This window comes from Pseudobutyrivibrio ruminis HUN009 (assembly GCF_000703005.1).
Lineage (GTDB): Bacteria > Bacillota > Clostridia > Lachnospirales > Lachnospiraceae > Pseudobutyrivibrio > Pseudobutyrivibrio ruminis_A.
In genome coordinates, this window is the sequence record NZ_JNLH01000002.1 from 78,987 (window position 1) to 102,538 (window position 23,552).

33 protein-coding genes are annotated in these 23,552 nt (G+C 36.0%); all 33 read left to right on the forward strand.

Annotated elements, in window-relative coordinates:
- Complete coding sequence (locus BO15_RS0112735; protein WP_033154964.1) at positions 1-1,758, forward strand: hypothetical protein; 1,758 nt, start codon at positions 1-3, stop codon at positions 1,756-1,758.
- A complete protein-coding gene (locus tag BO15_RS0112740) occupies positions 1,721-3,001 on the forward strand; it encodes a hypothetical protein (protein ID WP_033154965.1) in 1,281 nt (426 codons plus the stop codon). The genes BO15_RS0112735 and BO15_RS0112740 overlap by 38 nt, the downstream gene beginning before the upstream one ends.
- Positions 2,998-5,457, forward strand: coding sequence for a VirD4-like conjugal transfer protein, CD1115 family (locus BO15_RS13395; RefSeq protein WP_052169966.1), 2,460 nt, complete (start codon positions 2,998-3,000; stop codon positions 5,455-5,457). The genes BO15_RS0112740 and BO15_RS13395 overlap by 4 nt, the downstream gene beginning before the upstream one ends.
- Before the next feature lie 8 nt (positions 5,458-5,465).
- Positions 5,466-5,849 (forward strand): hypothetical protein, encoded by a 384-nt coding sequence (locus BO15_RS0112750; RefSeq protein WP_033154966.1) that lies wholly within the window; start codon positions 5,466-5,468, stop codon positions 5,847-5,849.
- A 132-nt stretch (positions 5,850-5,981) separates the two neighbouring features.
- Positions 5,982-6,323 carry an HTH domain-containing protein gene (locus tag BO15_RS0112755; RefSeq protein WP_033154967.1) on the forward strand — a complete coding sequence of 114 codons (342 nt, stop codon included), beginning with the start codon at positions 5,982-5,984 and terminating at the stop codon, positions 6,321-6,323.
- A 46-nt stretch (positions 6,324-6,369) separates the two neighbouring features.
- Positions 6,370-6,591, forward strand: coding sequence for a hypothetical protein (locus BO15_RS0112760; protein WP_033154968.1), 222 nt, complete (start codon positions 6,370-6,372; stop codon positions 6,589-6,591).
- Positions 6,592-6,727: 136 nt separating this feature from the next.
- Entirely contained in the window at positions 6,728-7,708 is a 981-nt protein-coding gene (locus tag BO15_RS0112765; protein WP_033154969.1) for a ParM/StbA family protein, read from the forward strand.
- Between the two features lie 7 nt (positions 7,709-7,715).
- A complete protein-coding gene (locus BO15_RS0112770; protein ID WP_033154970.1) occupies positions 7,716-8,012 on the forward strand; it encodes a hypothetical protein in 297 nt (98 codons plus the stop codon).
- The gene (locus BO15_RS0112775; protein WP_033154971.1) at positions 8,013-9,056 is read left to right on the forward strand and encodes a hypothetical protein; all 1,044 of its coding nucleotides are present in this window, start codon (positions 8,013-8,015) and stop codon (positions 9,054-9,056) included.
- Between the two features lie 9 nt (positions 9,057-9,065).
- Positions 9,066-9,482: a PrgI family protein gene (locus tag BO15_RS0112780; protein WP_033154972.1), complete on the forward strand. Its 417-nt coding sequence runs from the start codon at positions 9,066-9,068 to the stop codon at positions 9,480-9,482.
- Positions 9,479-11,917 (forward strand): VirB4-like conjugal transfer ATPase, CD1110 family, encoded by a 2,439-nt coding sequence (locus BO15_RS0112785; RefSeq protein WP_033154973.1) that lies wholly within the window; start codon positions 9,479-9,481, stop codon positions 11,915-11,917. The genes BO15_RS0112780 and BO15_RS0112785 overlap by 4 nt, the downstream gene beginning before the upstream one ends.
- A gap of 11 nt (positions 11,918-11,928) precedes the next feature.
- Positions 11,929-12,417: a hypothetical protein gene (locus tag BO15_RS0112790; RefSeq protein ID WP_033154974.1), complete on the forward strand. Its 489-nt coding sequence runs from the start codon at positions 11,929-11,931 to the stop codon at positions 12,415-12,417.
- Positions 12,407-12,820, forward strand: a complete 414-nt coding sequence (locus tag BO15_RS0112795; RefSeq protein WP_033154975.1) for a hypothetical protein — start codon at positions 12,407-12,409, stop codon at positions 12,818-12,820. Before BO15_RS0112790 ends, BO15_RS0112795 begins: the two co-directional genes overlap by 11 nt.
- The gene (locus BO15_RS0112800; protein WP_033154976.1) at positions 12,801-13,730 is read left to right on the forward strand and encodes a hypothetical protein; all 930 of its coding nucleotides are present in this window, start codon (positions 12,801-12,803) and stop codon (positions 13,728-13,730) included. Before BO15_RS0112795 ends, BO15_RS0112800 begins: the two co-directional genes overlap by 20 nt.
- A 140-nt stretch (positions 13,731-13,870) precedes the next feature.
- A complete protein-coding gene (locus tag BO15_RS0112805; RefSeq protein ID WP_033154977.1) occupies positions 13,871-14,377 on the forward strand; it encodes a hypothetical protein in 507 nt (168 codons plus the stop codon).
- Positions 14,378-14,379: 2 nt separating this feature from the next.
- Positions 14,380-14,667: a hypothetical protein gene (locus tag BO15_RS0112810; RefSeq protein ID WP_033154978.1), complete on the forward strand. Its 288-nt coding sequence runs from the start codon at positions 14,380-14,382 to the stop codon at positions 14,665-14,667.
- Between the two features lie 104 nt (positions 14,668-14,771).
- Positions 14,772-16,025 (forward strand): EAL domain-containing protein, encoded by a 1,254-nt coding sequence (locus BO15_RS0112815; RefSeq protein WP_052169967.1) that lies wholly within the window; start codon positions 14,772-14,774, stop codon positions 16,023-16,025.
- A 344-nt stretch (positions 16,026-16,369) separates the two neighbouring features.
- Positions 16,370-16,510 carry a hypothetical protein gene (locus tag BO15_RS13665; RefSeq protein WP_157752348.1) on the forward strand — a complete coding sequence of 47 codons (141 nt, stop codon included), beginning with the start codon at positions 16,370-16,372 and terminating at the stop codon, positions 16,508-16,510.
- Positions 16,503-17,480, forward strand: coding sequence for a hypothetical protein (locus tag BO15_RS0112820; protein ID WP_033154979.1), 978 nt, complete (start codon positions 16,503-16,505; stop codon positions 17,478-17,480). Before BO15_RS13665 ends, BO15_RS0112820 begins: the two co-directional genes overlap by 8 nt.
- A 1-nt stretch (position 17,481) precedes the next feature.
- Complete coding sequence (locus BO15_RS0112825) at positions 17,482-17,718, forward strand: hypothetical protein (protein WP_033154980.1); 237 nt, start codon at positions 17,482-17,484, stop codon at positions 17,716-17,718.
- 92 nt (positions 17,719-17,810) lie between these two features.
- Positions 17,811-18,077, forward strand: coding sequence for a DUF4177 domain-containing protein (locus BO15_RS0112830; protein WP_052169968.1), 267 nt, complete (start codon positions 17,811-17,813; stop codon positions 18,075-18,077).
- 150 nt (positions 18,078-18,227) lie between these two features.
- Positions 18,228-18,350, forward strand: a complete 123-nt coding sequence (locus tag BO15_RS13870) for a hypothetical protein (RefSeq protein ID WP_278244722.1) — start codon at positions 18,228-18,230, stop codon at positions 18,348-18,350.
- Positions 18,350-18,556 carry an exonuclease subunit SbcD gene (locus BO15_RS13885; RefSeq protein ID WP_330372051.1) on the forward strand — a complete coding sequence of 69 codons (207 nt, stop codon included), beginning with the start codon at positions 18,350-18,352 and terminating at the stop codon, positions 18,554-18,556. The genes BO15_RS13870 and BO15_RS13885 overlap by 1 nt, the downstream gene beginning before the upstream one ends.
- Positions 18,540-19,172, forward strand: a complete 633-nt coding sequence (locus BO15_RS13890) for a metallophosphoesterase family protein (protein WP_330372052.1) — start codon at positions 18,540-18,542, stop codon at positions 19,170-19,172. Before BO15_RS13885 ends, BO15_RS13890 begins: the two co-directional genes overlap by 17 nt.
- Entirely contained in the window at positions 19,147-19,482 is a 336-nt protein-coding gene (locus tag BO15_RS13895) for an exonuclease SbcCD subunit D C-terminal domain-containing protein (RefSeq protein WP_330372053.1), read from the forward strand. The genes BO15_RS13890 and BO15_RS13895 overlap by 26 nt, the downstream gene beginning before the upstream one ends.
- Before the next feature lies 1 nt (position 19,483).
- On the forward strand, positions 19,484-20,065 hold the full coding sequence (locus tag BO15_RS13400) for an AAA family ATPase (protein WP_052169969.1): 582 nt from the start codon (positions 19,484-19,486) through the stop codon (positions 20,063-20,065).
- Between the two features lies 1 nt (position 20,066).
- Positions 20,067-20,516, forward strand: a complete 450-nt coding sequence (locus BO15_RS13405; RefSeq protein ID WP_052169970.1) for a hypothetical protein — start codon at positions 20,067-20,069, stop codon at positions 20,514-20,516.
- Between the two features lie 310 nt (positions 20,517-20,826).
- Entirely contained in the window at positions 20,827-21,075 is a 249-nt protein-coding gene (locus tag BO15_RS13410; protein WP_052169971.1) for a hypothetical protein, read from the forward strand.
- A 212-nt stretch (positions 21,076-21,287) separates the two neighbouring features.
- Positions 21,288-21,692, forward strand: a complete 405-nt coding sequence (locus BO15_RS13850; protein WP_052169972.1) for a hypothetical protein — start codon at positions 21,288-21,290, stop codon at positions 21,690-21,692.
- Positions 21,693-21,864: 172 nt separating this feature from the next.
- Positions 21,865-22,254, forward strand: a complete 390-nt coding sequence (locus BO15_RS13855; RefSeq protein WP_242843774.1) for an SbcC/MukB-like Walker B domain-containing protein — start codon at positions 21,865-21,867, stop codon at positions 22,252-22,254.
- Positions 22,255-22,540: 286 nt separating this feature from the next.
- A complete protein-coding gene (locus tag BO15_RS0112850) occupies positions 22,541-22,741 on the forward strand; it encodes a hypothetical protein (protein ID WP_033154981.1) in 201 nt (66 codons plus the stop codon).
- A gap of 1 nt (position 22,742) precedes the next feature.
- Positions 22,743-22,988, forward strand: a complete 246-nt coding sequence (locus tag BO15_RS13425; RefSeq protein WP_052169974.1) for a hypothetical protein — start codon at positions 22,743-22,745, stop codon at positions 22,986-22,988.
- A 290-nt stretch (positions 22,989-23,278) separates the two neighbouring features.
- A partial coding sequence (locus BO15_RS13730) for a hypothetical protein (RefSeq protein ID WP_207641096.1) occupies positions 23,279-23,552 on the forward strand: 274 nt, incomplete at its 3' end.

A 23,552-nucleotide genomic window follows, 5' to 3' on the forward strand; every position in this document is an offset into this window, starting at 1 on the left:
ATGAATACAGCACAAGATATATATAACCTGGAAAGGTTTATAGAAATTCTTTCAAGAATATTTGCAGTACCCTATCAGATTATTGAAGCAAACATTGCCAGATACTATAAAGCATATAAAGAAGAAAGAGGCATTGATGCATTAAATGAATGGGTTGATAAGGGTGGTGACTTATCGCACGTAGAAATCTTTTCTGAGCATATAGATGATTTGGAAGCTGTTTTTAAGATGAACCATGTTCCATATGTGACTATGAATACAATATTGGGAAATGAATCCCCTATAGCGACCATAGTATTTAAGGATAAGGATAAAGACATAGTTGAGGATATTGTAAAAGGCTATAGATCCTTTCTTTCTGAGAATACTAGGGAGCTTGATATATACAGTTTCAAAGCACTTATGGAAAATTCTGAGATTGCTGCAGCATCCAATCTGACTATTGGTGAGATATACGCCTTTAGAAAAGCTATGCGAGGAGAAGAGTTCATGTTCTGCGTAGGTAAGGACACCAAGCATGAAGGTAGATATCAGATATTTGCTGATGATAAAGAAGGTCTTGCAAAGGTTTTGGCAGGCATATCTTATGATTTCAATCTAAATAATGGAGCATATAGAGATGAGGTTGATAGGTACTCAGCCCAATATAGTAAGCTTAGTAGTCTTATGAAGACAAAGAGCTTTTATATTGTTGACGGCTCGGACCCATGCAACTTTACCCACGTAACAAAAGATAGCTTCTCAACCCATAACCTTGTAATTAATAATGAACGACAGCCAGATGGTGAAATCATAGATGTTGTATCTGACCCAGCTGCTAGGATTGTAAAGAATGCTAAGCCCAAGGATGTACTCAAAATAGCCATGACATACAAGAAACCAATGCTCATGGCAGAGGAAGCGTTTGATTTGGTGAAGGGATATTCCAGAAACGGTATGGCAAAAGAAGCAGATGATTTTATTGTTAACCTTCACAACATGCAATATCGCTTTGAAAATCAAAAAGCAAACATTATAAAGTTTCCTCAGAAAAAGAACCTTATTGAACGAGAGGAGATAGTTGGATATGTAAATATCCCTCAGAACTACTTAAAGGAGCTAACGGACAAATATCCACAGATATATATGCATTATGATGGTTCCATTGCCTTAAAGAAGGAAGACAAGCATCTTGTAGATGACTTCTTTAGAGACAAGCTCATGGGCCTGGATAAGTTAAAGAGATTATCCTTTGGAATGTACATAAATGGTAGAAGTGGCAAGCAGCTGATGGATTTATCGGGAAAGTCCGAGAATGTCTATTACATTGTTATACCAAAAGACCCAAGTACGGTTCTTCGAATTGATAATAAAGCAGCTATGCTCTTAGAAGATGGAGTAGAAATAGCTAAGGTTCTAAATACCTCAGATGGTTATGAGAGATTCGTAGATGACTTTATGTGGAGGGCAGGCAATCCTATAGGTTTCACTGAACAGGAAATGCTCTCACCTGGCAGAGATCAACTGATTGAGGATATATCACATGGAGAAATAGACAATCTTGCGGTGCAGCATTTGATAGAAAAGGAAGAGCGTGAACGCACGGAGTTCATCGATATGATGCAGCGTGGTGAAAAGGGCGTGTCTAAAGAACATGAAAAAGCAAGAGATAACTACCTAAAGATGTCACTAACAGCAAAGGTTCTTGATAATCAGATATTTAAGGAGATGCAGAAGAAACATGTTTCAAAAGAAGTTGATATCGACATTGATATCTAAAGCCACCGGATTTTGGGTGGCAGTACTAGTGTCTCTTCTTTATTTTGCACCTTTAACTGCCACCGCAACAGAGTATGTTGAGGGTGATGAGGTTACGGCTCTAATGAGCTATGACACCTCTAAAACAGATGAGACACCAAACCAGATAGAGGGCGTTTGCCAGATCCCAGAGGGATTTGGTTTGAATGCTTATATAGAAATAGCTGACAGTGAAGGGATGCATTACTTCATATGTGTTTCTCAGGAGAATGGATATGCAGATAGAGTTTATGTAAAAAATGGTACGTATAGCTTTGTTTCTGCAGGAGTATTTGGAGATAACACAGGAAAGTATTCCTTTGACTTGGTTCAGGGTGGAGAAGATTTTATCCTGGACGGGCAGGAAAATTCATTTTCTTGTATCAAAGTAAAAATTTCAAACTATGACGAGATAAAAAATCAGATTGATGCAAACAAGGGCGAGGAAAAGCCAAAGGCCTTAGAGTATCAAAAGACAGGTATTTCTGGAGTAACTATTGATTCTACAGGAAAGCTTTTCTATGAAACCAATGCTAATTCGGAAAAAGGAAGCATTGAAATATATGGTAATGCAATAGAAGACTACAAGGTATATGTAGAAATCATAGAAAAAGGAGTTGTTGGTGAAGCAAAGTTTAAGCTGTCTTTAGATGGAGGAAGTACTTTCATCGGAGACGATACTACAGCAGAGGAGTTTGATCTAGGGTCTTATGGAATAACAATAGGATTTACGACTGAAGTAGACACAGATGAGCTGCAGGTAGGAGATACGTTTACAGCAACTATTCCAGCAACAAACTATGTTTCACAGTTAAATCCACTTGAAAGCAACGTGGTTGTAGCTGGTGCTTCCTCAGAAGATTACCAATTGCTAATAGACATTTTGTCATCGGAGACCCTTGGAAAGGCTAAGTTTTCCATGTCTCTTGATAGTGGAAAGACCATTTCTGTAACAGATACTATTCCTGAAAACGGCGTTTATCAGTATAAAGACTTAACCATATATTTTTATACGACAGATGTATTTGTAAAGGGAGACCAATATATGTCTTCTGTAGAAAGCCATCAAGAAAAGTCTTCTTATGCTGGAATTATTATTTTAGGAGCTATAGTACTGGGTGCTTTTATAGCATTTTTGGTTTTCCTACTGATGCATTCTGAAAAGAAATCTGATTATGTAATTCAGGTCTGGAATGAAAAGCAGGTAAGCGAGGCATATAGATGAAAACTGTACGACCTCATATTTCAGAGAAGCAAAGGCTTAACAACTTCCTTACAAACTGCGTGGTTGTTACTATATCAAGCATTTACTTTGGCTTGCGCCTAGGGAATGTAGCTTATCATATGCCAACCGAAGAAAGGGACTTATTCAATGTAGTAATTACTTTCTCAGGAGGAGCGTATGCGAAATGGTATGCACTGTTTCCTGCTAATCCTACATATGTGGGATTAGGCCTTCTTGCAGCATTTGTTATGTGTGCAATTCTATTCAATGAATATATGAGAGTAAAAGACACAGTAGAAGATGCTCATGGTGATTCGTATTTTGAAGAAGATTACCATCAGTACAACAAGGAGTTTGTTTGTGATCCAGCTCTTATAAAAGATAAAGGATTAAAGAAGGATGTGAAACCTCTAAAAAAGTCAAAGATTAGATGGTTACAGCGCTTGTTTATCAAAGCAGCCTTGCTTAAGCGAAGATTTAGAAAACCTAGCACAAAAAAGCCTGGATTCATAAGAAATGAAGAAGGAAAGCTGGTCTGTGAAGGCATAACAAAGGATAAGCATAAGAAGCTTGTTGAGTATTGTAAGGACTATGCTCAGATATATACCAACGATATTTATTTATCTTTGAATGGTAACTGGTGCCAGAGAAATTCCAATGCCATAGTCTTTGGTGCTTCTGGTACAGGAAAAAGTAGATATTTTTTAAAACCTAATATTCTCCAAGCCAATACATCAATAGTTATTACAGATCCATCCTCAGATGTTATGCAATCTACAGGATACTTTCTGGAGAAAAAGGCAGGATATAAAGTTAAATGTTTCAACATTGATGACATGACAAAGTCCTTAAGGTTTAATCCTCTTTATTACATAAGGGATACCAAGGACATAGCAATCATTGTTAACTGTTTCCTTGAAAATGTAGATGGAGACAAAAAGAAGAGTTCTTCGGGAGACGGAGATTTCTGGTTAAAAGCTTCAACTGCTTTGCTATGTGCCTGTATAGGGTACACGGTAGAAGTCTGTCCTATAGAAAGTCGAAATTTCTCTAATGTTCTAGATATCATTAGACTTGATGGACGTTCTGAGAATGATGATAACACTAGTGAGACAGCATTTGATGAGTTGTTTATAAGACTTGGAGAGGCAAACCCTGCTTCTTACGCATATCAGCAGTACAAGATTTTTAGACAAGCACCTGCTAAGACCAGACTTAACATTTTAATTTCGACTTCAGTAAATCTATCACAGATGGATATTCCTGAGGTAAGAAACCTGACTTATAAGGATGAGATGGAGCTAGACCGTCTTTCGGAAGAAAAAATGGCAATATTCCTTTGTATTCCACAGGCTGATACTACTTATTGTTGGCTTACAGCTATGTTTTATAGCATTCTCTTTAAGAGATTGTATTCAAAGGGTGAGCAGCGAATGAGAGATGAAGGATTAAATGATCCGCAGCTTAAGGTGCCGGTCAGATTCTTTATTGATGAATGTAGAAATATTGGAAAGATACCTAATCTATCCATATATTTGGCCACTTGTCGAAAGTATAGGATTTCAATAGTACCTATATTCCAAAACTACTCTCAGGTAGAAGAGGTTTATGGTGAAAAGGGAGCAAATTCTATTATTTCAAACTGCGATGCCTTCTTATTCCTTGGAGGGTCAGATGAGGCTACCTTAAAAATTATCACAAGTCACCTTGGAAAGGAGACTGTTAAGACTTTGTCTATGAATTCAGCACTTCTTTTTGCAAGAGGTCAGAATTCAACCAGTAAGCAGCTTTCAGCCAAGGAACTTATGACTAGAGTACAGGTAGAAACCATGTCTAATAATGAGTGTCTGTTATTTATCAGAGCTCTTCGTCCATTTAGGACAAAGAAGTTTGTACTTGAAAATCATAAGAACTACAAGTTCTTAGCAGAAGGTAGTCAGGGCGAGATTTACATTAATCAGACTGAATCAAACTATGAGGATGAGGAGATTGAAGGCTTAAGAATTAAAGCAGTAGGGGAGGATGGCTATATAGCTCCTACTGTTGTAGATAGTGCAAGACGAAGAAATCTCATTATTGAAAATCGTAAGAAAGCCAAGCTCATCAGAGAAAACATTGATAGGCTTAATCAGATAATTGCAGCTTCTTCAAGTGAAAAGGAAAAGCGAGCTGCACGTATAGGTATATCAATGGAATTAAATAAGCTGAAGGCTTTTGCAAGAATAGACACCGAGCTTGATTTTAGTCCAAAGGATTTTGGATTTGCAGATTCACTTGAACTGTCTGATGAGACGAAAACAGAGGATACAGACATAGGTGATAACTATAAAGTAAAGACATCAGATGAAATCGTTGAAAACGTTGTTACAGCAACTCCGATAGATTCATTTGCTGATCCAGATATTTTATATGATTTAGATTTAGTTGTAGAGGACAACGAATTAGAAGAAAGGTAAAGAAAATTATGTATAAGAATGTAGTTAATAGTGTAAAGAACTTAGTAGTTGAGCAGAAGATGAAGCCAGCTATCGCAGCTGCCATGTGCTTAACATCAACAATTATGACAACTGTTTCTCCTGCAATGTGCGAAATTAATGGAAATAGTTCCATGCAGAACTTTTTAAAGTTACTGTTTTCACTTTTGATATTTGTAGGAATAGTTTTGATCATTGCAGGTGCAGTTTCACTTATCAGAGTAGTTATGTCAGTAGCATCAGGTGAAACTGCTCAGCCTGGTACAATTGGACGAGGCGCAGGACTTTTGGTAGGAGGAATCGTCCTTTGTGCTGCAAAAGCATTAGTTAAGGCTATTATTGGCCAAGACCCAACAACGATGACTTTCATGTAAAAAACACAATTTTATACCACGATTTAAAGGCATTCACTTAAGGTGAGTGCTTTTTTTAATGCGTAAACGACCATGTACAAGATGGTCGTTTAAATGTGATATTTTACGTAGAAATTGAAAGGAAAGGAAGCCATGAAAAAGGGAGAAAGACTTCTAAAAGAGATAGCATATTTCAAATCCCTAAATAGTTCAATTAGTGCCACAGAAGTTGGAGAGTACTTCGGGGTAGCAAAGAATACTATTCAGGATGATATTGACAGGCTTAAGTATCATGGCTGTATTTTCGAAGCCACTGATGGTAGAAGCGGTGGTTATATTTTGAAGTCAGCGCCTTCAGTTGAGCGATTAGCTGTTGGATGGGACAAAGAATTATTGCTTAAACAAATGATAGAAGAAGCAAAAGGGGAGAACAAAGACTTACTTCGAGAAATGACAGAAGAATTAGCAATTAAAACACTGGAAAAAGATAAGTAATCTGCCCTGTTTGCCGGGCAGATTTTTTAATTGGGGAGGAAGCGGTATGATCAAATTGCAAAAGGCTAGAGAACTAGCCCAATCTAGAAAAGTACTTCTTGATACAGCAAAGGAATATGACTTTGCTTATGTATTCTCATATTCGAAAGGATTTAATCTAACACTGAGTGAGGAAATTGTAGTATTTAAGGAATCGGGAGAAGTTTATTCTAGAAATCAGGTTAAGGATGAAGATCTCGGAAATATAATTACAACAATATCATTTTAAATATAAAGTACAAAGGAGCTCTAATCATTGTGATTAGGGCTCTTTTTTAGACTAATTAAAAAGTTTGGGGAACTTTCTTCTTTAGAAGACCAAAATTCAAAAAGTGGGCCATTTTATATTTAGGAGGAAAGAAGAAATGGAAAATATCATATTCGGAATTGACCATGGTAATGGAAATATGAAAACGGTCAGACAAAGCTTCCCTTGTGGATTCAAGATGCAGGAGACAAAACCATCCCACTTGTTCTCAAAAGACATTATTGAATATCAAGGCAAGTTCTATAGCTTAACAACTAATAAGTTTGCATATCAGACAGATAAGACCGCAGATGAAAAGGCACTTATTCTTACACTTTTCGCTATGGCTAAAGAATGGGAGGCAAGACTTAAGGAAAAGATGGAAGACTATGACTTCAAAAAGAATTATTCAGGTCTGAATGGAAAAGAAATAGTCTTAGCGCTTGGCTTGCCACCAGCTCATTTTGAAAAGCAGCATGTTCAGTTCAAGAAGTATTTTGAAGACAATCTAAGAAATGGGATCAACTTCAAATATAACGATAAGCAGATCATGGCTTATCTGAAGGACGTGATTGTGCTTCCCCAGGATTATGCAGGAGCAACAATCCTTATGGGTGATGTGATTAAAGACAATAACACTGTTTACTGTATTGATATTGGTGATGGAACAGTAGATATGGTAGGTCTTACTGATGGAATGCCAGAGAAGGATACAATGCTTAGCAGAGAGATGGGCATGTCAAAGCTTAGAGGCCAGATTATTGATGATGTAATCAATGATTACGGAGTAACTCTTGATACAAAGACTGTTGATGGCTATCTGACAGAAAAGAGATTACCACTTCCAGAGGATATTAAAGAGCAGGTTCAAAACCGTATTGAAAGAACAACATCTGAGTTTACTACAGAGCTCATTAATCAGCTTCATACAAAGGTGGCAGATTTTAGAGTTTATCCATCAATCTTTTTAGGTGGTGGTTCAATGGTGCTTAAGGAATATATCGAGAAATCAAAGATGTTTGGAATAACATATTTCATAGACGATATTTCTGCAAATGCCATTGGATACGAGAAGATTGCTGAAGCTTTGATTAAGTAGGTGAAAAATGGCTAGGTTTTATTTTGAAGTTGAGGATGAGGAAGTAATTGAGTTTGTTAAGGCACTAAAAAGAAAGAGAAGTGCAGTTATAACTCAGCTTATTTATCAACTTATGGATGAAAGCGATGAGTACCTTCCTTCGTGGCTTTTGATGGAGACAGGATGCACCAAGAAGGTTGGCCGGAAGAAAGATACTAAAAAGATAACCACCTACAGTAGTAAACAACCAGAAAAGAAGGAGGAAGAGCCAAAGAAAGACAATGCTTCTGTAGCACTTGCTGGTCTTTCAGGCTTTGGATTTTAAATGATAAGAATTAGTAAATATAAGATATTGGCATTTATATTTTTTGCACTTACATCCTTCTTATGTATTTCTATTGCCTTTGCTATTCCAGATCCATTTACTGAAAAGCACATCATGAGTGGACTTATCAGTGACTGGATTGATGACATGTTCTTAGGACAGACCGTAGGAGATATAAAAAATCTTTTGTATATAGACTTTAACACTATTAAAGACGGAACTGTAACCATAGCAGGAAATGTAGGAAAGACAGGAACTACCTCTGGAGGAATGACAATAAATATGTCTGTGATCCCTAGTCTTTATAAGGTATTTCAGGACTTGGGAATCATGGTAATGATTATGTACTTTGGAGCAGGCATTCTTGAAGAGCTCTCCTTCAATCAGATGTATGTAGAGAAGCTTATTAAGAAGTTTGTGTTTCTTGTTGTAGGAATTGTACTTATAAGCCAGTCCTTAGAGCTTGTGTATGGAATAGCAAATATAGGCTCAGCCGTAGTTTTGAAGGCTTATAACATAGCAAATGCTACAGGATACAACATGCCAGCACTTGATGATGTAAGAGCAGAGATATGGTCAGATATATATACAGTTAATCCTGATTCAAGCGCCATAAAGCGATTACTTCAAAATATGAACGACCTTGGAGTTCAGATAGGCTATGTAACGCAGATGTTTATTCCTTGGGTTATCAATAAACTTTGCTGGGTTCTTCTGCAGGTAGTCTGTTGGTCAAGATTTATAGAGCTTACTCTTATGGCAGTAGTAAGTCCTATAGCTTTATCTGATATAGCAAAGGCTGATGTGAATACATCAAATACAGCAAGGGCAATTAAAAATGTAATAGCACTATCAATGTCAGGTTCAATAATACTTCTTGCAGTAATCATCGGATCAAGTATTCAGGCATCAATATTTGCTGAAGCAGTAACATCTAATAATTTTGGCTCACTTTGTTGGGAACAGGTAATTGTTGGAATAGTCCAGGTTGGTGTGTGCTTTAGAGCTAACGACATAACAAAGACTGCTTTAGGAATAGCGTAGGAGGATGAAATGCTAAGTGTAGATATTGAGAAGGAAATTAAACAGGAAAATAAGATTCTTTTAGGCTTAAGCATGAGGAAGTTCATTTGTGTAGGCATTAGCTTATTGTTTGCCATATTGTTTGCGCTGCTGTTTTCAATGAACTTCTACGTAAGCATCATTCCATCAATGGTAGTTGGAGCCATAGCATTTGCTTTTGGCTGGATTAAATTTGATGGAGTTCCAATGGAAGAGTTCTTATTTAAGAAGATTAATGAGGCATTTTATGGAACTAAGAAAAGAAAGTATAGAACCAAGAATGCATACATTACTCTTCTAAATGGTGAGTACGCAAGAAGAAAGCAGATTGATTTATCAAATAAGCAAGTAAAGAAGAGCCTAAAGAAACAGAAGAAAAAAAAGATTAAAGAGAAATACATAAGATGAATATAAATATATCAACCACACAAAAAACTATAAGAATCCGTGGTGTCTACGAAAAATATGGTCTAGTCGAAACCTCTAAGAATCGTTATGTAAAGATTTACAGGCTTGGAGATAACAATTATCTAACAGCCATGGAAGAAGAGCAGGTCCAGATTTATGAAGGATATAGAAAGGTTTTAAATTCCTTTGGCTCAAATGTTGATTTTGCAATCACTATCTTCAATCGAGCCATTAATGAAAGTGAAGTCTCAGAGGATGTTTTGATTAAAGAAGCTGGAGATGAATGGGATTATCTGAGAAAGCAGATGAATACTATCATTTTAGATCGAATCAAAGAGGGGAAGAACGGAATAGTAAAGGATAAGTACCTATCCGTTTCCGTGGAATCTAAGACTGTTAAGAAAGCCTATGATGAGTTCTCCCGTATAAGTAACGACTTGAATAAATCCTTTGAAAAGATTGGCTCATTTGCAGTTCCATTGACACTTCCAGAGGAAATAGAAATCCTTTATGACATCTTTAATGATGATGATACATATTTAGTTCAGTCTCAAAAGATTGTAGATGATAAGGGACAGCTAAAGGAAGAAAAGAGCTTTGATTTTGAAAATATGCGCTCCCAGGGGCTTACCATAAATGACCTTTTAGCTCCATCATCATTTTCATTTGAGGCAAAGTTTATGACTCTTGGAAATAAGTTTGCAAGAACGCTTAGAGTTACCCAGTTACCAAGTAGACTGTCAGATGAGTTTCTTACAAATGTAACTGATATGAATTTCAGCTTACTTACAACCATAAATATTCATCCAATCTCAACAAAACAGGCGGATGCTTTGGTTGCAAAGAATCTGTCTTTCATTAGGGATGAGAAAAAGAGAGCTTTGCAGGCAGGTCAAAAGGCTGGAATCTATGATGATTCGTATGTGGATCCAAAGATTCTTGATAGAGAAGCTGAAGCTTTGGCTTTAAGAGAGGCCATGCACACAAGAGATGAACATCTCTTTGAAACAAGTATTACAGTAACAATCTTTGCTGAAAATAAAGAGCAGCTTGATGAATATACAGAGACAATCATTACCGAGTATAAGAAAGCTGCGGCAACAATAAATGTAATGATAAATCAGCAGGAAGAAGGATTTAACTCAACCTTACCTCTTTGCAACACCCAAATCAGAGATAGAAGAACCCTTACAACAAGCTCGTCAGCTATCTTCATTCCATTCTCGACACTTGAATTAAATGATAAGTCTGGAATCAATTATAGCTGCAACCTTATTTCAAAGAATCTCATTGTCTATGACAGAATGAGCTCCAACAACTTTAATGGATTTGTACTTGGTAGCCCGGGTTCAGGAAAGTCATTCATAAGTAAGGTTGAGATGCTTTCAGTATTCTTAAAGACCAATGCAGACATCATTGTTATTGACCCTGAGGATGAGTACACGGCCCTTGCAACCATGTTAGGTGGAGAAGTGATTAAGATTATGCCTGATGGTAAGAGCCATATCAATCCGCTGGAGATTGTAAACAGTTATGAACTTGAAGATGAAACAAATCCGGTTAATGCCAAGGCAGACTTTATTCTTAAGGTAATGGAATGTATCTTGTCGTCACCATTTGGAATTGATTCTATTCAGCAGACTATCATCGATGAGTGTGTTCAGGAGTTGTTTGAACCATTTGTTGTAAACGGAAGATTAAGAGATATTCCAGAAGATGATATGCCTACCTTGACTAACCTGCAGTACTTACTTGCACAGCGTCGGGAGCCAGAGGCAAGAAGTCTTGCTATGGCACTAAAGCTTTATACAGGAAAGGGTTCCTTAAATACTTTTGGTTTTAAAACCAACGTAAAAACGAGAAGTCGCTTTGTTGTATATCAGATCAGGGATATTGGTGACAGACTAAAATCACTTGCTATGCTTACAATCCTAGACCATATCTGGAACAGGATTGTAACTAATAGAAAAGTTGGAAAGAATACCTGGTTCTTTGTAGATGAGATTTACCTTCTGTTCCAGAATGAGTATTCTGCAACTTTTTTAAATACTCTCTTTAGACGAGCAAGAAAGTACGGAGGAGTACCTACCGGTATCACCCAAAATGTTTCCAGCTTGCTTGAAAGTCCAACTGCCAGAGATATGCTCCAAAACTGTTGCTATCTGGCAATTCTTAGTCAGTCAGGGCCTGATAGGGACAGACTTAGAGAGATATTAAACCTATCTGATACACAGATTTCGTATATAACAAATGCTCCAAGAGGTCAGGGGCTTTTATATACAGGCTCTAACCTTGTTCCATTTTATTCAAGATTTCCAAAGGGTAATGACATATATAAGGCACTTACATCTGATCTTAAGGAAATCAAGGCTTTTGAGGAAATGGAAAAGAGACAAGAGGTTAGAGCAAAGAAAGAATTGAAAAGCATTATTTAAAGAGGTAATCAATGGATAAATTTATAGATTATGTTGAGGATTCAAAGATCTTTACAGAGTTCTTTGCAAAACTGCCAACTCCACTGAATAACGTATATTTTCTTATCTTAGTTGCAGGGATAGTAGTAGTGATGCTGCTTTCGAATTTTATAGATATGATTTTTGTCCATATAAGGCATAAGCAGATTATGAAGAAGGCTAGTGAAGCAAAGCCTGTAGAAGGTAACCAGGTTAATGAGAATGTTTTAGGCTTTATGGCTGCAATGCAGTATGCCTTTATGTCTAAGCAAAAAAGAGATGAGGACATCATAACTATCGATGAAAGACCAGCTAATTTCATAGAACAAAAGGAGTCATACTTCGAGGCAACTATGAGAGAGCAGAGAATGAAGGATATGAAAAGGAAACAACTCGACGAGCAAAAAGAGGCAGCACGCATTAAGGCAGAAGCAGCTTTACATGAGCTGTCGAAGGAAGAGGAATTATTAAATGAAAGATAAAACACTAGAAGAAAAAACCAGACAGATAAAGGAATTAATCGCTGAGAGAATGGTTGGTTCCATCAGATTCTTGTTTGAATGTTTCATAGATACAGAAGCTGTAGATGTAGTTGTATCCAGAGAGGGTACAGAGGTTGTAACTGAGGTGGCAACACAAAAGTATGCTATGGAACCAGCCAGCGATCTTAGAGAGTTGCTAAAGAGACATGCAACACTTTCTAACATTGAAAAGAAGGAGTATGGCGACAGAGAGGCAATGAAGCTCGTATTTACAATACTTTTAAACCTTTATGCTGGTGGTCATATTAAGGATGAGGCATTTCGTCAGAAGGAAATGCTAAATGTGATTAAAAAGAAGCTTAAGAATTATAAGGTGGTAGATTATGCTTACGCAGCCTCGTAAAGCATTAGAAATACTGGACGAATCAAGTATTGATAGATACATAGATATTGTGGTGAATAATCCAAACCTTGGACCATATAATCATGCTTATCTATTTAATCAGGGGAATATCAATAAATTTCTGCTTCCTGAAAATAGTATCCACGAGCTTGGTAAAAAGGTTAGGGGAGTAGAGGGTGAAATCTATCTGCCTGTTTTCAAAGATAATCTAACCTTTGCAAGAGCAAAGGTAAAAGAGGTAAAGCCAATAAAAAGAACTGATGTAGGAAATAACTATCTTACGAGGTACCGTGATGTTTTTGGCTGTTCTCCTAAAACTACAAAGTTTATAGGATTTGGTCGCTTAGGCCATTTCAGTAAGGATGAGGGAGAAGCCTATATATCAAAGGAGGCTTATGAAAATCAGTTTAGTGAAAAGGGAATGCTAAATAAGGCAGTTCTAGAGATACTTGCAGAATTGTTTGCAGATGCAGAGGATGCTAAAAATCCAGAGTATAATAAGCTCCTTTTATACTTAGCCCTTTCAAGTAGGGGCTTTTCTAGCTCAAAACCAAATCTAAATATGGCAGAGCTCAAGGAATACTTGGATGAGACTAAACTAATGAACTTATCTCTTATAGTGAAGAACTGTCTGTATTTGGTGGAAGGCATTGAACTTGATTTTGAGGAAGTAATGATTCTTAGAGCTTTAATGAAAGAAGATAGGGCTGAGACTATTAGCATTTTGGAGAAATTAGAAGAAGAGTGCGATGTTAAGCCTATGATAAAACAGCTAAGATATAAGCTTTTGTCAACAGATGAAGCCACTTATGCAGACTTATATATGCTTAAAGCCACAAAAAAGCTGCAGCTACATAAGGGATTTAAAGGATTTTTCAATACAAAGAAATACTTTGAATTAAAGGACTAACGCCACATAAATACGCACGTGCGGAGTAGTGCGCATAAAAAACATAAATTATATAAACTCCATAAATAAAATAAATTTTCAATCAAGTGTACCATTTCTCAGAAAATGGGCCATTTTATATAGTGGAAAGGAGTTACACATTGAACGAGATTGAATTTTTAGATGAAGTCAAAGGCTTGGACGAAAATGGAAAGTCTAAAGCTCAGGTTGTAGTAGGCATTATGGATGTACTAAAGAATGAAATGATAGATACAGTGACATCCTTCTACGGAGTATTAGATGTAGCTATTGTCCCAGATTATAACTCAGCCTTTGAACTTACATTTAGTGATAGTGGAGATTATGAGTATGTCCAGCTGACAGGATTGTTAGATGAATATTTTAACCTTGTATCAGCGGCGAATTCTGGTGAAGAAATTCCACCACTGCTCACACTAACAATTATGCCTGCGGGAGATATAGAAAACTATCTTACTGTAGTAGGTGCTATGTATTCTTATAAGTCAAAAAGACCTTATGAAGTGCCAAGCGGTATTCATTTTGTAGCACCAACCGAAAACCTAGAGTTTTTTGGATTAGATGAAGAAACAGTTAACACTCTTCTTGATGAATTAGATGAGGAAGAGTTTTTAGAAGAAATGAGGTAAAAATGGAAAAGAAAACAGAGACAATGTCAAAGAAGATGACTGGTATTGTAGCTTATATCACATGGATTGGCTGGATTATTGCATATATTTCAGGAGATACTGAAGGTGCCAAGTTTCATCTTAATCAGGCACTAGTTATTCATTTGATTGGACTTGTAGGATTTATTCCAGTAGTAGGTCGTTATTTGTGGATCTTTGCTACAATCCTTTGGTTTATTGGCTTCACCTACGCGTCAAGAGAAGAAGAAAAGCCAGTTCCAATCGTTGGAAGTATCGAGATATTAAAGTAGTAACAATTAGTTGAGTTGTAACAACAATTTGTTGACATAGCCAAATCGTGACAGTATAATCTGATATTGGTTTTTATGCGTTTTATATAACTTTAGAGGGAAAAATGAAAGGAAAATTAATTAACAAAATAGTTGCAGCCATGGAAACAGGAGAGCTGCAAGCATATTATCAGCCGCAGTATAACCCAAGAAAAGGAGTCATCGGTGGAGCCGAAGCACTTGTTCGATGGGTAAAGGCAGATGGCACAGTAATACCACCAGCAGAGTTTATTCCTGAGCTTGAAGAAAAAGGCCAGGTAAGTATTGTTGACTGGTATATAACAGAAGAAGCTTGTAAAACAATACAAAAGCTAGGCGATAAAGCTGTAAAGATAAGCGTAAACTTCGGAAGAGAACACGCTAAGGATGAACACTTTGTAGATAAGCTTGATAAGATGGTAGAAGCGTATCATATTGATAAGAGCTTGCTTGGGGTAGAGATTACAGAATCTGATGTAGTAGCTGAAAAAGAAGATGTTATCGCCTGGGTACAAAGAGTAGAAGCAGCTGGATATACAGTATCCATTGATGACTTCGGCTCAGGTATGTCGTCCCTTTCATTTGTAAAAGATGTTCCTGCAAAAGTATTAAAGATAGATAAGTCCTTCTTGGAGGATAACTGCCAGTCAGAAAAAGGAAGAATCACTCTAGAATCCGTTTTCTATATGGCGCACCGCCTTCGCCTTACAACAGTAGTAGAAGGTGTAGAAACAAAAGAGCAACTTGATTTCATAAACACCTGCGATTGTGATTATATCCAGGGATACCTGTTCTCAAAGCCTGTACCACATGATGAGTTTTTTAACATGTGTACTAATGAAGCTCCTGTAGATGTAGACTTCATTGATCCATTTGCATCTCAGACAGCTTTTGGTCAGGTAAGATCACTTATAGATGCTGTTTATACTAAGTTTCATATGGTGATCTTTGTAAATTTAACAAGAGATAGCTACCATGTAATGAAAAGAGAAACATTAATGAATACACTTCTTCCTGAAACAGGAAGCTATACTGATGGATATAAGTATGCCAGAAGTATGTGTAAAGAAGAGGACTTTGAAACCTTAGATAAAGCCTTTACAAGAGAAAACCTTATTAAGGCTTTTAAGAGAGGGGAAAAGTCAGTTGTAAGAATAGTAGCTCAGCGTACAGAAGATGGAGAGTATCATAAGGTAGCCTTTGAAGATTACTTTATGAATAATCTAGATAGTGATGATGTATTTATGGTTTCCTTTATTCACTATGTAGACTTTAGTGATGATACGTATGTAGGAAATGTAAGATTTGGGTATAGCCAAAATCCAAAGGCTAGCCAATAATCCAATCCAACAGTTCCTGGAGGAGGTAAAACAAGAGAAGACCTCCTGCTAGAATGAATAAAGCGATAACTAATCTATATATAAGAAAGAACAACAGCCCCTGTTATCGGCACCCGATAACAAGCAGGAAGTCTAGGCCTGTCAAGAGACCGTGGAATAAACCAATGGATTTATGCCGCGAAAGCTCTTGATGGGCCTTTTTTATTGCTAAAAAACCAGTAAATTCAAGGCTTTTGAGGTGTCCAATAAACCGCGTTACGATATGATATTCTTATACTAGTATAAAATCATGAGCTATTTCTCTGGGTTATTTATTTAAAAGAAGTAGAAAAAGGAGTCAAAATATGGATGGTTTATTTGGAATTGATTGGGATTTAAATGGTGAAGTAGATATTACTGATGATATAATCACTTTAAATTTGTTAGAAAAAGATGACAACGAAGAAAAGAAAATAAGTAATAAAGGAGCAATATTTAATGAGTAGTGAAGTAAAGGTTAGAGTCAGAGATTCTGTATTGGATATAGATGAAGGCATTGCTGAGACAATAGTTGTTCTTAATGAAAAAGGATATATTACAACGTGTTGTTGTGAAGGACATAAGCGATTTTGTGAGGGTTATGCACAACCTAAGAGAAGACAAGAGTATGGTCAGTATAGTCCGATATGGATAACATTTCAAGATGGTTATTTACCACCATATTCACCTAATATATATCCTTTTTCAGATGATTCTGATGGGTGGAGAAATGGTCACGCTAGAGAGTTTATGGGATTAAGAAAAGTTTTTAAACATTCTGAAGCTATTCCTGAATTATTTGTAAGCTTTGAAACTCCAAAAAGAGAGAGACAGAACTTTAGTGATGGTGATGTGGATAAGGAACATAAAAGAGCTTTAGAGTTAGTTCTTGAGTGGGCCAAAGGACTCCCACGATTAGAGGAATATGATGCTAGTTTCCCAGTTGAAGATGAAATGAAAGAAATTGTGGAAACACTTAATGCGAAAGGATATAGCGTTCGAAGAAGCATGGCTAGACCTCTTGAAATATATTTTAAAGAAGGGTGTGCACCAATTGAAACACCGAGAATCAATGGGCTTAAAAATTATTCACGTGGAACTAAAGGAATAATATATGCCTATGATAAGCTATGGATTAATGCAGATGTACACGATGAAATCCTAATGTGGGCGCAAAATCTTCCAGAGAAATATTTGACAATGAAAGATGTAGATAAGGTCCTTCGCAAAAAAAGATATTCTGTACTCACAGGAGATGAAGCTGGGAAATATATTGTATTCTTAGATGGATATCATTCTGAACTAGGTCTAGAAAATATACATCATGTATGGGAGGAATTCGACGATAAGAATTATACTTTATATGTTTCAGAAGATATTGATGCAATAATGAAATGGGCAGAAGGACTACCTGAGTTCTGCCAGGAAGAGGAATAATATGGAATTAAGAGAAGAATTAGAAAAACTTGTACCGCTGGTAATTGAATTTGAAAAAGAAGAAACAAGTACTGGGGAAATAAATCGAAAAAAGAATGCTTGGTTTAAACCTTTAGTAAAATTAGCTGCACAATATGGATACGGGCCATCAGGGTTAATTGAGTGTTCACCAGATTATAGACGAATAACAGCACTCACGGTGGGTGATGTTAGAGTAGAAATACCATGTGATAATTAATCTTCTTTTAGGTGTCCATTTTATAGATAGTAAGAAGAGTAGAATTAAAATCAGAAATAAGCAGCTATAAGTCAATAAGGAGGGAAATTACTATGGCTGGATTTGGATTTGACGCAGGAGCACTTAAGGCAGCAGGACAGACGGGGGATATGTATGTAGTAGTTCAGGTTGTTCTTACTGAGAAATTTATAGGAACAGGTTCTGGAGTATCGAGTTTGACTAACCTTCAGAGAACTATTAATGATCAGGCTGCTAAGGGCTATAGACTTCATACTATCTCAACTACATCTTCAGGTTCAAAAGGCTTCATGGGAGGCGATAAGATTCAAGCGACTATGGTGTTTGAGAAGGTAGTATAAAAGGAGAAGATGTATGAGGAGAATCATTTTCTGGTTACAAAAGAAAAAGAGGATAGCCAAAAGGTCATGTGGACAGTGCTGCATGTACTGTCCTTATTATGATGAGTGTAGATGCGATGGTGATTTTTAGGTTGAAATGGAGGATTAATAATGTTTGGAATTGATTGGGATATGGATGGTGATATAGACGAATTCGATGATATAATTTCTATAGATTTGTTAGGTATTATTAATAATGATAAAAATGGTACATCTGAGGAGGAGAACAAATAATGAAATTATTTCATATCTCAGATCTTCATTTAGGAAAGAAGGTTAACGAATTTTCTATGATTGAAGATCAAAAATACATTCTTAAATTAATCTTGACTTATGTAAATGAAGAAAAGCCAGATGGTATCCTTATCGCTGGAGATGTATATGATAGATCTATTCCTTCTGAAGAAGCAATGAAATTATGGGATGAGTTTTTTAATTAGTCTTGCAGAAAAGAAGATTCCGGTATTTGCTATTAGCGGTAATCATGATTCTGCTATTAGATTTGCTGATCATGGTGAACTTGTTGAGGCTACAGGGATACATCTTTCACCTGTTTATGAAGGAAAAGCAAAATGTTATCAGCTTAATGACAAAAAGAATACTGTTAATATATATCTTTTACCTTTTATTAAACCTTCAACTGTTAGAAACTATTTTCCGGATGAAGAAATATTAGATTATACAGATGCTTGTAGAGTGGCTATTAGTCACATGGAAATTAATAAGGAAGAAATAAATGTTCTTGTCGCTCATCAAATGATAATAGGGTCGGAAAGATGTGATTCAGAGGAAGTATCTGTTGGTGGACTTGATGCTGTAGATGTTTCTGTTTTTGATGATTTTGATTATGTAGCCTTAGGGCATCTCCATGGTAAGCAAAAAATAAAGAGAGATACAGTTAGATATAGTGGAACACCTATAAAATATTCATTTTCAGAGAAAGATCATGAAAAAATCTATAACTGTTGTGGATATAAACGGGAAATCGAAGGTAAATATTTCAGAAATCCCATTAACTCCTTTACACGATATGAGAGAAATCAAAGGAACATATGATGAACTCTCTTTAAAGAAGAATTATGAGAATACGGATACAGATGATTATATTCATGCAATCTTAACTGATGAAAATGACGTTTTAGATGCTATAGCAAAGCTTCGAATAATATATCCGAATTTGATGAAGCTAAGTTACGACAATAAGCGTACGCAGACCCAACAGACTGTTTCAGATGCTGAGGATATTGACAATAAGACACCTTTAGAATTATTTGAAGAATTCTTTGAACTGCAAAATAACCAATCAATGACAGATGAACAAAGAAAATTTGTTCAAGATCAAATAGAGAGTATCTGGGAGGTATAATATGAGACCATTAAAACTAAGAATATCTGCTTTTGGTCCATATGCAGGATATACAGAAGTAAATATGGAGGATTTAGGAAAACAAGGATTATACCTGATAACAGGAGATACAGGTGCGGGTAAAACAACGCTTTTTGATGCGATTTGCTATGCATTATTTGGGGAAGCAAGTGGTCAAAATAGGACTGTCGACATGTTTAGATCAAAATATGCAGCGCCTGATACACCTACGGAAGTTGAACTTGTCTTTTCGCATAAGGGTGAAATATATACCGTTAAGCGTAATCCAGCTTACGAGCGACTTGCTAAAAAGGGAGGTGGTACAACAAAACAAATTGCGGAAGCCGAACTACATATGCCTGATGGTCGCGTAATAACAAAAGTGAAAGAGGTAACTGCAACTGTCGAAAGTATTCTTGGCGTAAATAGAGAGCAGTTTTCTCAGATTTCAATGCTTGCACAAGGTGATTTTTTAAAATTACTCTTAGCTACAACGGAAGAAAGAATTAAGATTTTTAGAGATATTTTTAAGACAGAAAACTATCTTATATTGCAAAAAAAACTTAGATTCAAAGCAGCATGATTTGCTTAAATCAGTTATTGCTGGAAGAACTAAGGTAGGCGCGTATATAAAGGGAATTCAAGTTGATAAAGACGATGTTCTCTCTATTGAAGTTGAAAAGGCTGTTTCAGATAGGATGACAACAGAGGAAGTTATTCTATTACTAGATAAACTTATAGAACAAGATGGAGAATTAAATACCAAATTGGAAAATGATCTTAAAGTGATTAGTGATAAACTACAGGAAGTTTCTACTAGAATAGGAGTGGCACAAACTGTAAAGACTGCACGGGAAGCATTGGAAAGTACAAAAGATAAACTAAAAGTCGAGGAGCCTAAAGTAAAGGATTTAGAGGGGAAACTCAAATTAGCAAAGAAGGATTTGTCAAAAAGAAAGAAATTAGACGATACGGCTAGCAAAATAGATGCTGAATTGCCTAATTATGATATAGCTATAAATAAAACAGAATGATATAGATAATACGAAAGAGCAAAATAAGCAATTTAGAGAGGAACTAGAAGAAAAAAAGAAAGATAGAGCAAAAAAGGAATCTCAGTTAAAGAAGGATAAGGACGAGCAATCTTCGTTTACAGATACCAGCGTACGTATTCAAAAAATATCGAGTAATATAGAGAAACTTAAAGAGAAAGCTGATATTCTTGATGAACTCTCAAATGAACTAGAAGCTTTTTTTGTTTCTAAGGAAGAATTAGAAGATTTTCAGAATCAATATAAGGAAGATGATAAAAAATTTACAGAATTAAATCGTCTTTATGAGGAAATGGATCGTCATTACAGAGCTGGACAAGCTGGTCTCCTCGCTAAACAGTTAGTAGAAGGTGAAAGATGTCCAGTATGTGGTTCTACCTCCCATCCTCAACCTGCAATGCTTTCTGACAAAGTTCCTACAGATAAACAATTGAAAGATGCAAAAAAGAAGGCTGATGATGCACGAAAGATCCGCGATAATTCTGCAAATGATATAAGCGGAAAGATTAAAGGGCTTGAGGCTGTTGAAAAAGAAACTTAATAAAAAATGCAAAAAGCATTTAAAGACAGAGAGTTTAATTGACGCTAACCAGGAAATAGAATCTATTATTTCCGATAATAACGCAAAGAAATTATCTGAGGAGAAAAAACTAAAAAAATGAGAATGCAAAGATTAAGAGGAAGGAAGAATTAGATAAATTAATACCACAATTAGAGACTGAGATATCTGAATTAGGCCAAGAAATTGAGCATTTGAACGGGATAGTATCTTCTGGAGAAGCAAAAGTTAAAGAGAATGAGAAAGAGCTTAATTCTCTAAAGAAGAGTCTTAAATTTGAAAGTAAAAAAGCAGCTATAAAAGAAAGAAAGTCTTTAATGGATCAGTCTAGTATTATTCAAAAGGCTTTTGATGATTTGAGTAAAGACTTATCTTCCCAGAAGGAGATTGTGGCTGGTATAAAGGCTGCTATTGCTGAAAATGAGAGTACAATTAAGTCCACAAAGGCAACGGACCTGCAAGCAGAACTAGAAAAACAAGCAGAGTTAAAGGAATCGCAAGCCGACTGTTATAACAAAAAAGAAATTGTTGCAGGTCGTCTCGAAAATAATGAAAGAGCAAGGAAAAACATTAAAAATGAGGCAAGTAAGCATTGCTGAGATTGAACAGAAATTACAGTGGGTGAGAGCACTTTCCGAAACCGCTAATGGACAATTATCAGGTAAAGATAAAGTCAAATTGGAAACTTATATACAAACGACATATTTTGACAGGATAATTAACCGAGCAAATCTTCGATTATTAACTATGTCGGGAGGGCAGTATGAGCTCATGAGAATGAAAGAAGCTGCTAATGCAAAAAGCCAAAGTGGGTTAGATTTAGGTGTAAAGGATCATTATAACGGAAGTGAGAGAAGTGTTAAAACGCTTTCTGGAGGAGAGTCTTTTATGGCATCATTATCTTTAGCACTAGGGCTTTCCGATGAAGTGCAATCTTCTGCTGGCGGTATTCAGATTGATACTATGTTTGTTGATGAGGGATTTGGTTCACTTGATCCCGAGGCTTTAGATATGGCATATAAGGCGCTTGCTGGATTAACAGAAGGTAATAGACTTGTTGGAATCATATCGCATGTGGCAGACTTGAAGGAGCGCATTGATAAGCAGGTTGTTGTTACCAAGGAGAAGACTGGAGGAAGCTTTATAGAAGTTGTAGTTTGATTATTTCTATAAAGTTTAAAGCGGCTTTTCAGATAATAAAGGCCGCTTTTTTGGTGCAATTTATAATCATCAATTTTTCATCCAAGAGAACTATCAATGATAAATAATTGTAATGTTTGTGGAACATGAGATTCGAATATATTCTACTAACGAAAAATCGTGAAAGAAGAGTTATATATTCATTTCTGGTACATAGGCCATATCACAATTGACATACGGCGCAAAAACGACTAAAATATATTTGTATCATTATTAGTTTTTCTGGAGAAAAAAATTATGGAATATTATGACAGTAAAAGAGGCTGCAGAATTATGGGGCATATCCATAAAGACGTGCGCAGGTATTGGTGTGAATCAGATAGAATTACTGGCGCAAAGAAGTTTGGTAATGTGTGGGCCAATACCTAAAAATGCAGAGAGACCTAAAGATGGTAGACTAAAATCCGGGAAATATGTTTCTTGGAGAAATAAGAAAGAGGAAAAGTAGAATGTTTAGAAATATTGAGAATAATTATAATGTGGTATATCCGGAGAATGAGAAATGCCACATATCAAAGTCTACTAAACTACTCTGCAGAAGGAATGAAATCCTTTTCAAAGATGGTATCCGATACAAAGAAGGCTTTTCTGTTCAGTTTGTTGAGAAAATTGTTGAGGAATATCAGACAGATGATAAAGATATAGATACTAGACCCATTTTCTGGAAGTGGAACCACAATATTGGCTGCAAATAGATTTAGGTTATTCAGGAATTGGATTTGAAGTAAATCCCTTCTCATTCTTTTTGATGAGAGTAAAAATTCAAGGCTATACAGATGAAGAAAAAGAAAGATTTTCGAAATATTACAGGACTTATTCTTAATGAATTACAAAATGACTATTTAGAGGGATTATTCACTTCCTGCATTATCGATAAGTAAGAAAGTTTTTCAGGCAGAAGCAGAAAAGTATATGATGTCATGTAAAAGGTAAAATTAATAAACTGAAACATGATAAAGTATGGGATTTACTCTTCCTCGGTTGGTTGGCTTGTATAGAAGAATTATCTGATTATAGAAAGGCAGGAAACGGATTAAAGAAAAGAAAAACAGTTAAGCCAATAATCGTTGGAAAAAAGGAAGTAATAGAAAAACTAAAGGAGCAATATCTGCATATGGAGGAAGATTTACAAGATATTGTTAATACTGGAATGAAAAATTGCTTATTCAACATGTCTAGTTTAGATTTTTCAACCATTGTCAATACGGAAAGTGTAGATGGAATCATTTTTTCACCTCCTTATGCTAATTGTTTTGATT

Bases quoted from the DNA above. Each gene is read 5' to 3' on its own strand.
- BO15_RS0112735 (WP_033154964.1), top strand. From the start codon at position 1: ATGAATACAGCACAAGATATATATAACCTGGAAAGGTTTATAGAAATT.
- BO15_RS0112740 (WP_033154965.1), top strand. From the start codon at position 1,721: ATGTTTCAAAAGAAGTTGATATCGACATTGATATCTAAAGCCACCGGA.
- BO15_RS13395 (WP_052169966.1), top strand. From the start codon at position 2,998: ATGAAAACTGTACGACCTCATATTTCAGAGAAGCAAAGGCTTAACAAC.
- BO15_RS0112750 (WP_033154966.1), top strand. From the start codon at position 5,466: ATGTATAAGAATGTAGTTAATAGTGTAAAGAACTTAGTAGTTGAGCAG.
- BO15_RS0112755 (WP_033154967.1), top strand. From the start codon at position 5,982: ATGAAAAAGGGAGAAAGACTTCTAAAAGAGATAGCATATTTCAAATCC.
- BO15_RS0112760 (WP_033154968.1), top strand. From the start codon at position 6,370: ATGATCAAATTGCAAAAGGCTAGAGAACTAGCCCAATCTAGAAAAGTA.
- BO15_RS0112765 (WP_033154969.1), top strand. From the start codon at position 6,728: ATGGAAAATATCATATTCGGAATTGACCATGGTAATGGAAATATGAAA.
- BO15_RS0112770 (WP_033154970.1), top strand. From the start codon at position 7,716: ATGGCTAGGTTTTATTTTGAAGTTGAGGATGAGGAAGTAATTGAGTTT.
- BO15_RS0112775 (WP_033154971.1), top strand. From the start codon at position 8,013: ATGATAAGAATTAGTAAATATAAGATATTGGCATTTATATTTTTTGCA.
- BO15_RS0112780 (WP_033154972.1), top strand. From the start codon at position 9,066: ATGCTAAGTGTAGATATTGAGAAGGAAATTAAACAGGAAAATAAGATT.
- BO15_RS0112785 (WP_033154973.1), top strand. From the start codon at position 9,479: ATGAATATAAATATATCAACCACACAAAAAACTATAAGAATCCGTGGT.
- BO15_RS0112790 (WP_033154974.1), top strand. From the start codon at position 11,929: ATGGATAAATTTATAGATTATGTTGAGGATTCAAAGATCTTTACAGAG.
- BO15_RS0112795 (WP_033154975.1), top strand. From the start codon at position 12,407: ATGAAAGATAAAACACTAGAAGAAAAAACCAGACAGATAAAGGAATTA.
- BO15_RS0112800 (WP_033154976.1), top strand. From the start codon at position 12,801: ATGCTTACGCAGCCTCGTAAAGCATTAGAAATACTGGACGAATCAAGT.
- BO15_RS0112810 (WP_033154978.1), top strand. From the start codon at position 14,380: ATGGAAAAGAAAACAGAGACAATGTCAAAGAAGATGACTGGTATTGTA.
- BO15_RS0112815 (WP_052169967.1), top strand. From the start codon at position 14,772: ATGAAAGGAAAATTAATTAACAAAATAGTTGCAGCCATGGAAACAGGA.
- BO15_RS13665 (WP_157752348.1), top strand. From the start codon at position 16,370: ATGGATGGTTTATTTGGAATTGATTGGGATTTAAATGGTGAAGTAGAT.
- BO15_RS0112820 (WP_033154979.1), top strand. From the start codon at position 16,503: ATGAGTAGTGAAGTAAAGGTTAGAGTCAGAGATTCTGTATTGGATATA.
- BO15_RS0112825 (WP_033154980.1), top strand. From the start codon at position 17,482: ATGGAATTAAGAGAAGAATTAGAAAAACTTGTACCGCTGGTAATTGAA.
- BO15_RS0112830 (WP_052169968.1), top strand. From the start codon at position 17,811: ATGGCTGGATTTGGATTTGACGCAGGAGCACTTAAGGCAGCAGGACAG.
- BO15_RS13870 (WP_278244722.1), top strand. From the start codon at position 18,228: ATGTTTGGAATTGATTGGGATATGGATGGTGATATAGACGAATTCGAT.
- BO15_RS13885 (WP_330372051.1), top strand. From the start codon at position 18,350: ATGAAATTATTTCATATCTCAGATCTTCATTTAGGAAAGAAGGTTAAC.
- BO15_RS13890 (WP_330372052.1), top strand. From the start codon at position 18,540: ATGAGTTTTTTAATTAGTCTTGCAGAAAAGAAGATTCCGGTATTTGCT.
- BO15_RS13895 (WP_330372053.1), top strand. From the start codon at position 19,147: ATGAGAGAAATCAAAGGAACATATGATGAACTCTCTTTAAAGAAGAAT.
- BO15_RS13400 (WP_052169969.1), top strand. From the start codon at position 19,484: ATGAGACCATTAAAACTAAGAATATCTGCTTTTGGTCCATATGCAGGA.
- BO15_RS13410 (WP_052169971.1), top strand. From the start codon at position 20,827: ATGGATCGTCATTACAGAGCTGGACAAGCTGGTCTCCTCGCTAAACAG.
- BO15_RS13855 (WP_242843774.1), top strand. From the start codon at position 21,865: ATGAGAATGAAAGAAGCTGCTAATGCAAAAAGCCAAAGTGGGTTAGAT.
- BO15_RS0112850 (WP_033154981.1), top strand. From the start codon at position 22,541: ATGACAGTAAAAGAGGCTGCAGAATTATGGGGCATATCCATAAAGACG.
- BO15_RS13425 (WP_052169974.1), top strand. From the start codon at position 22,743: ATGTTTAGAAATATTGAGAATAATTATAATGTGGTATATCCGGAGAAT.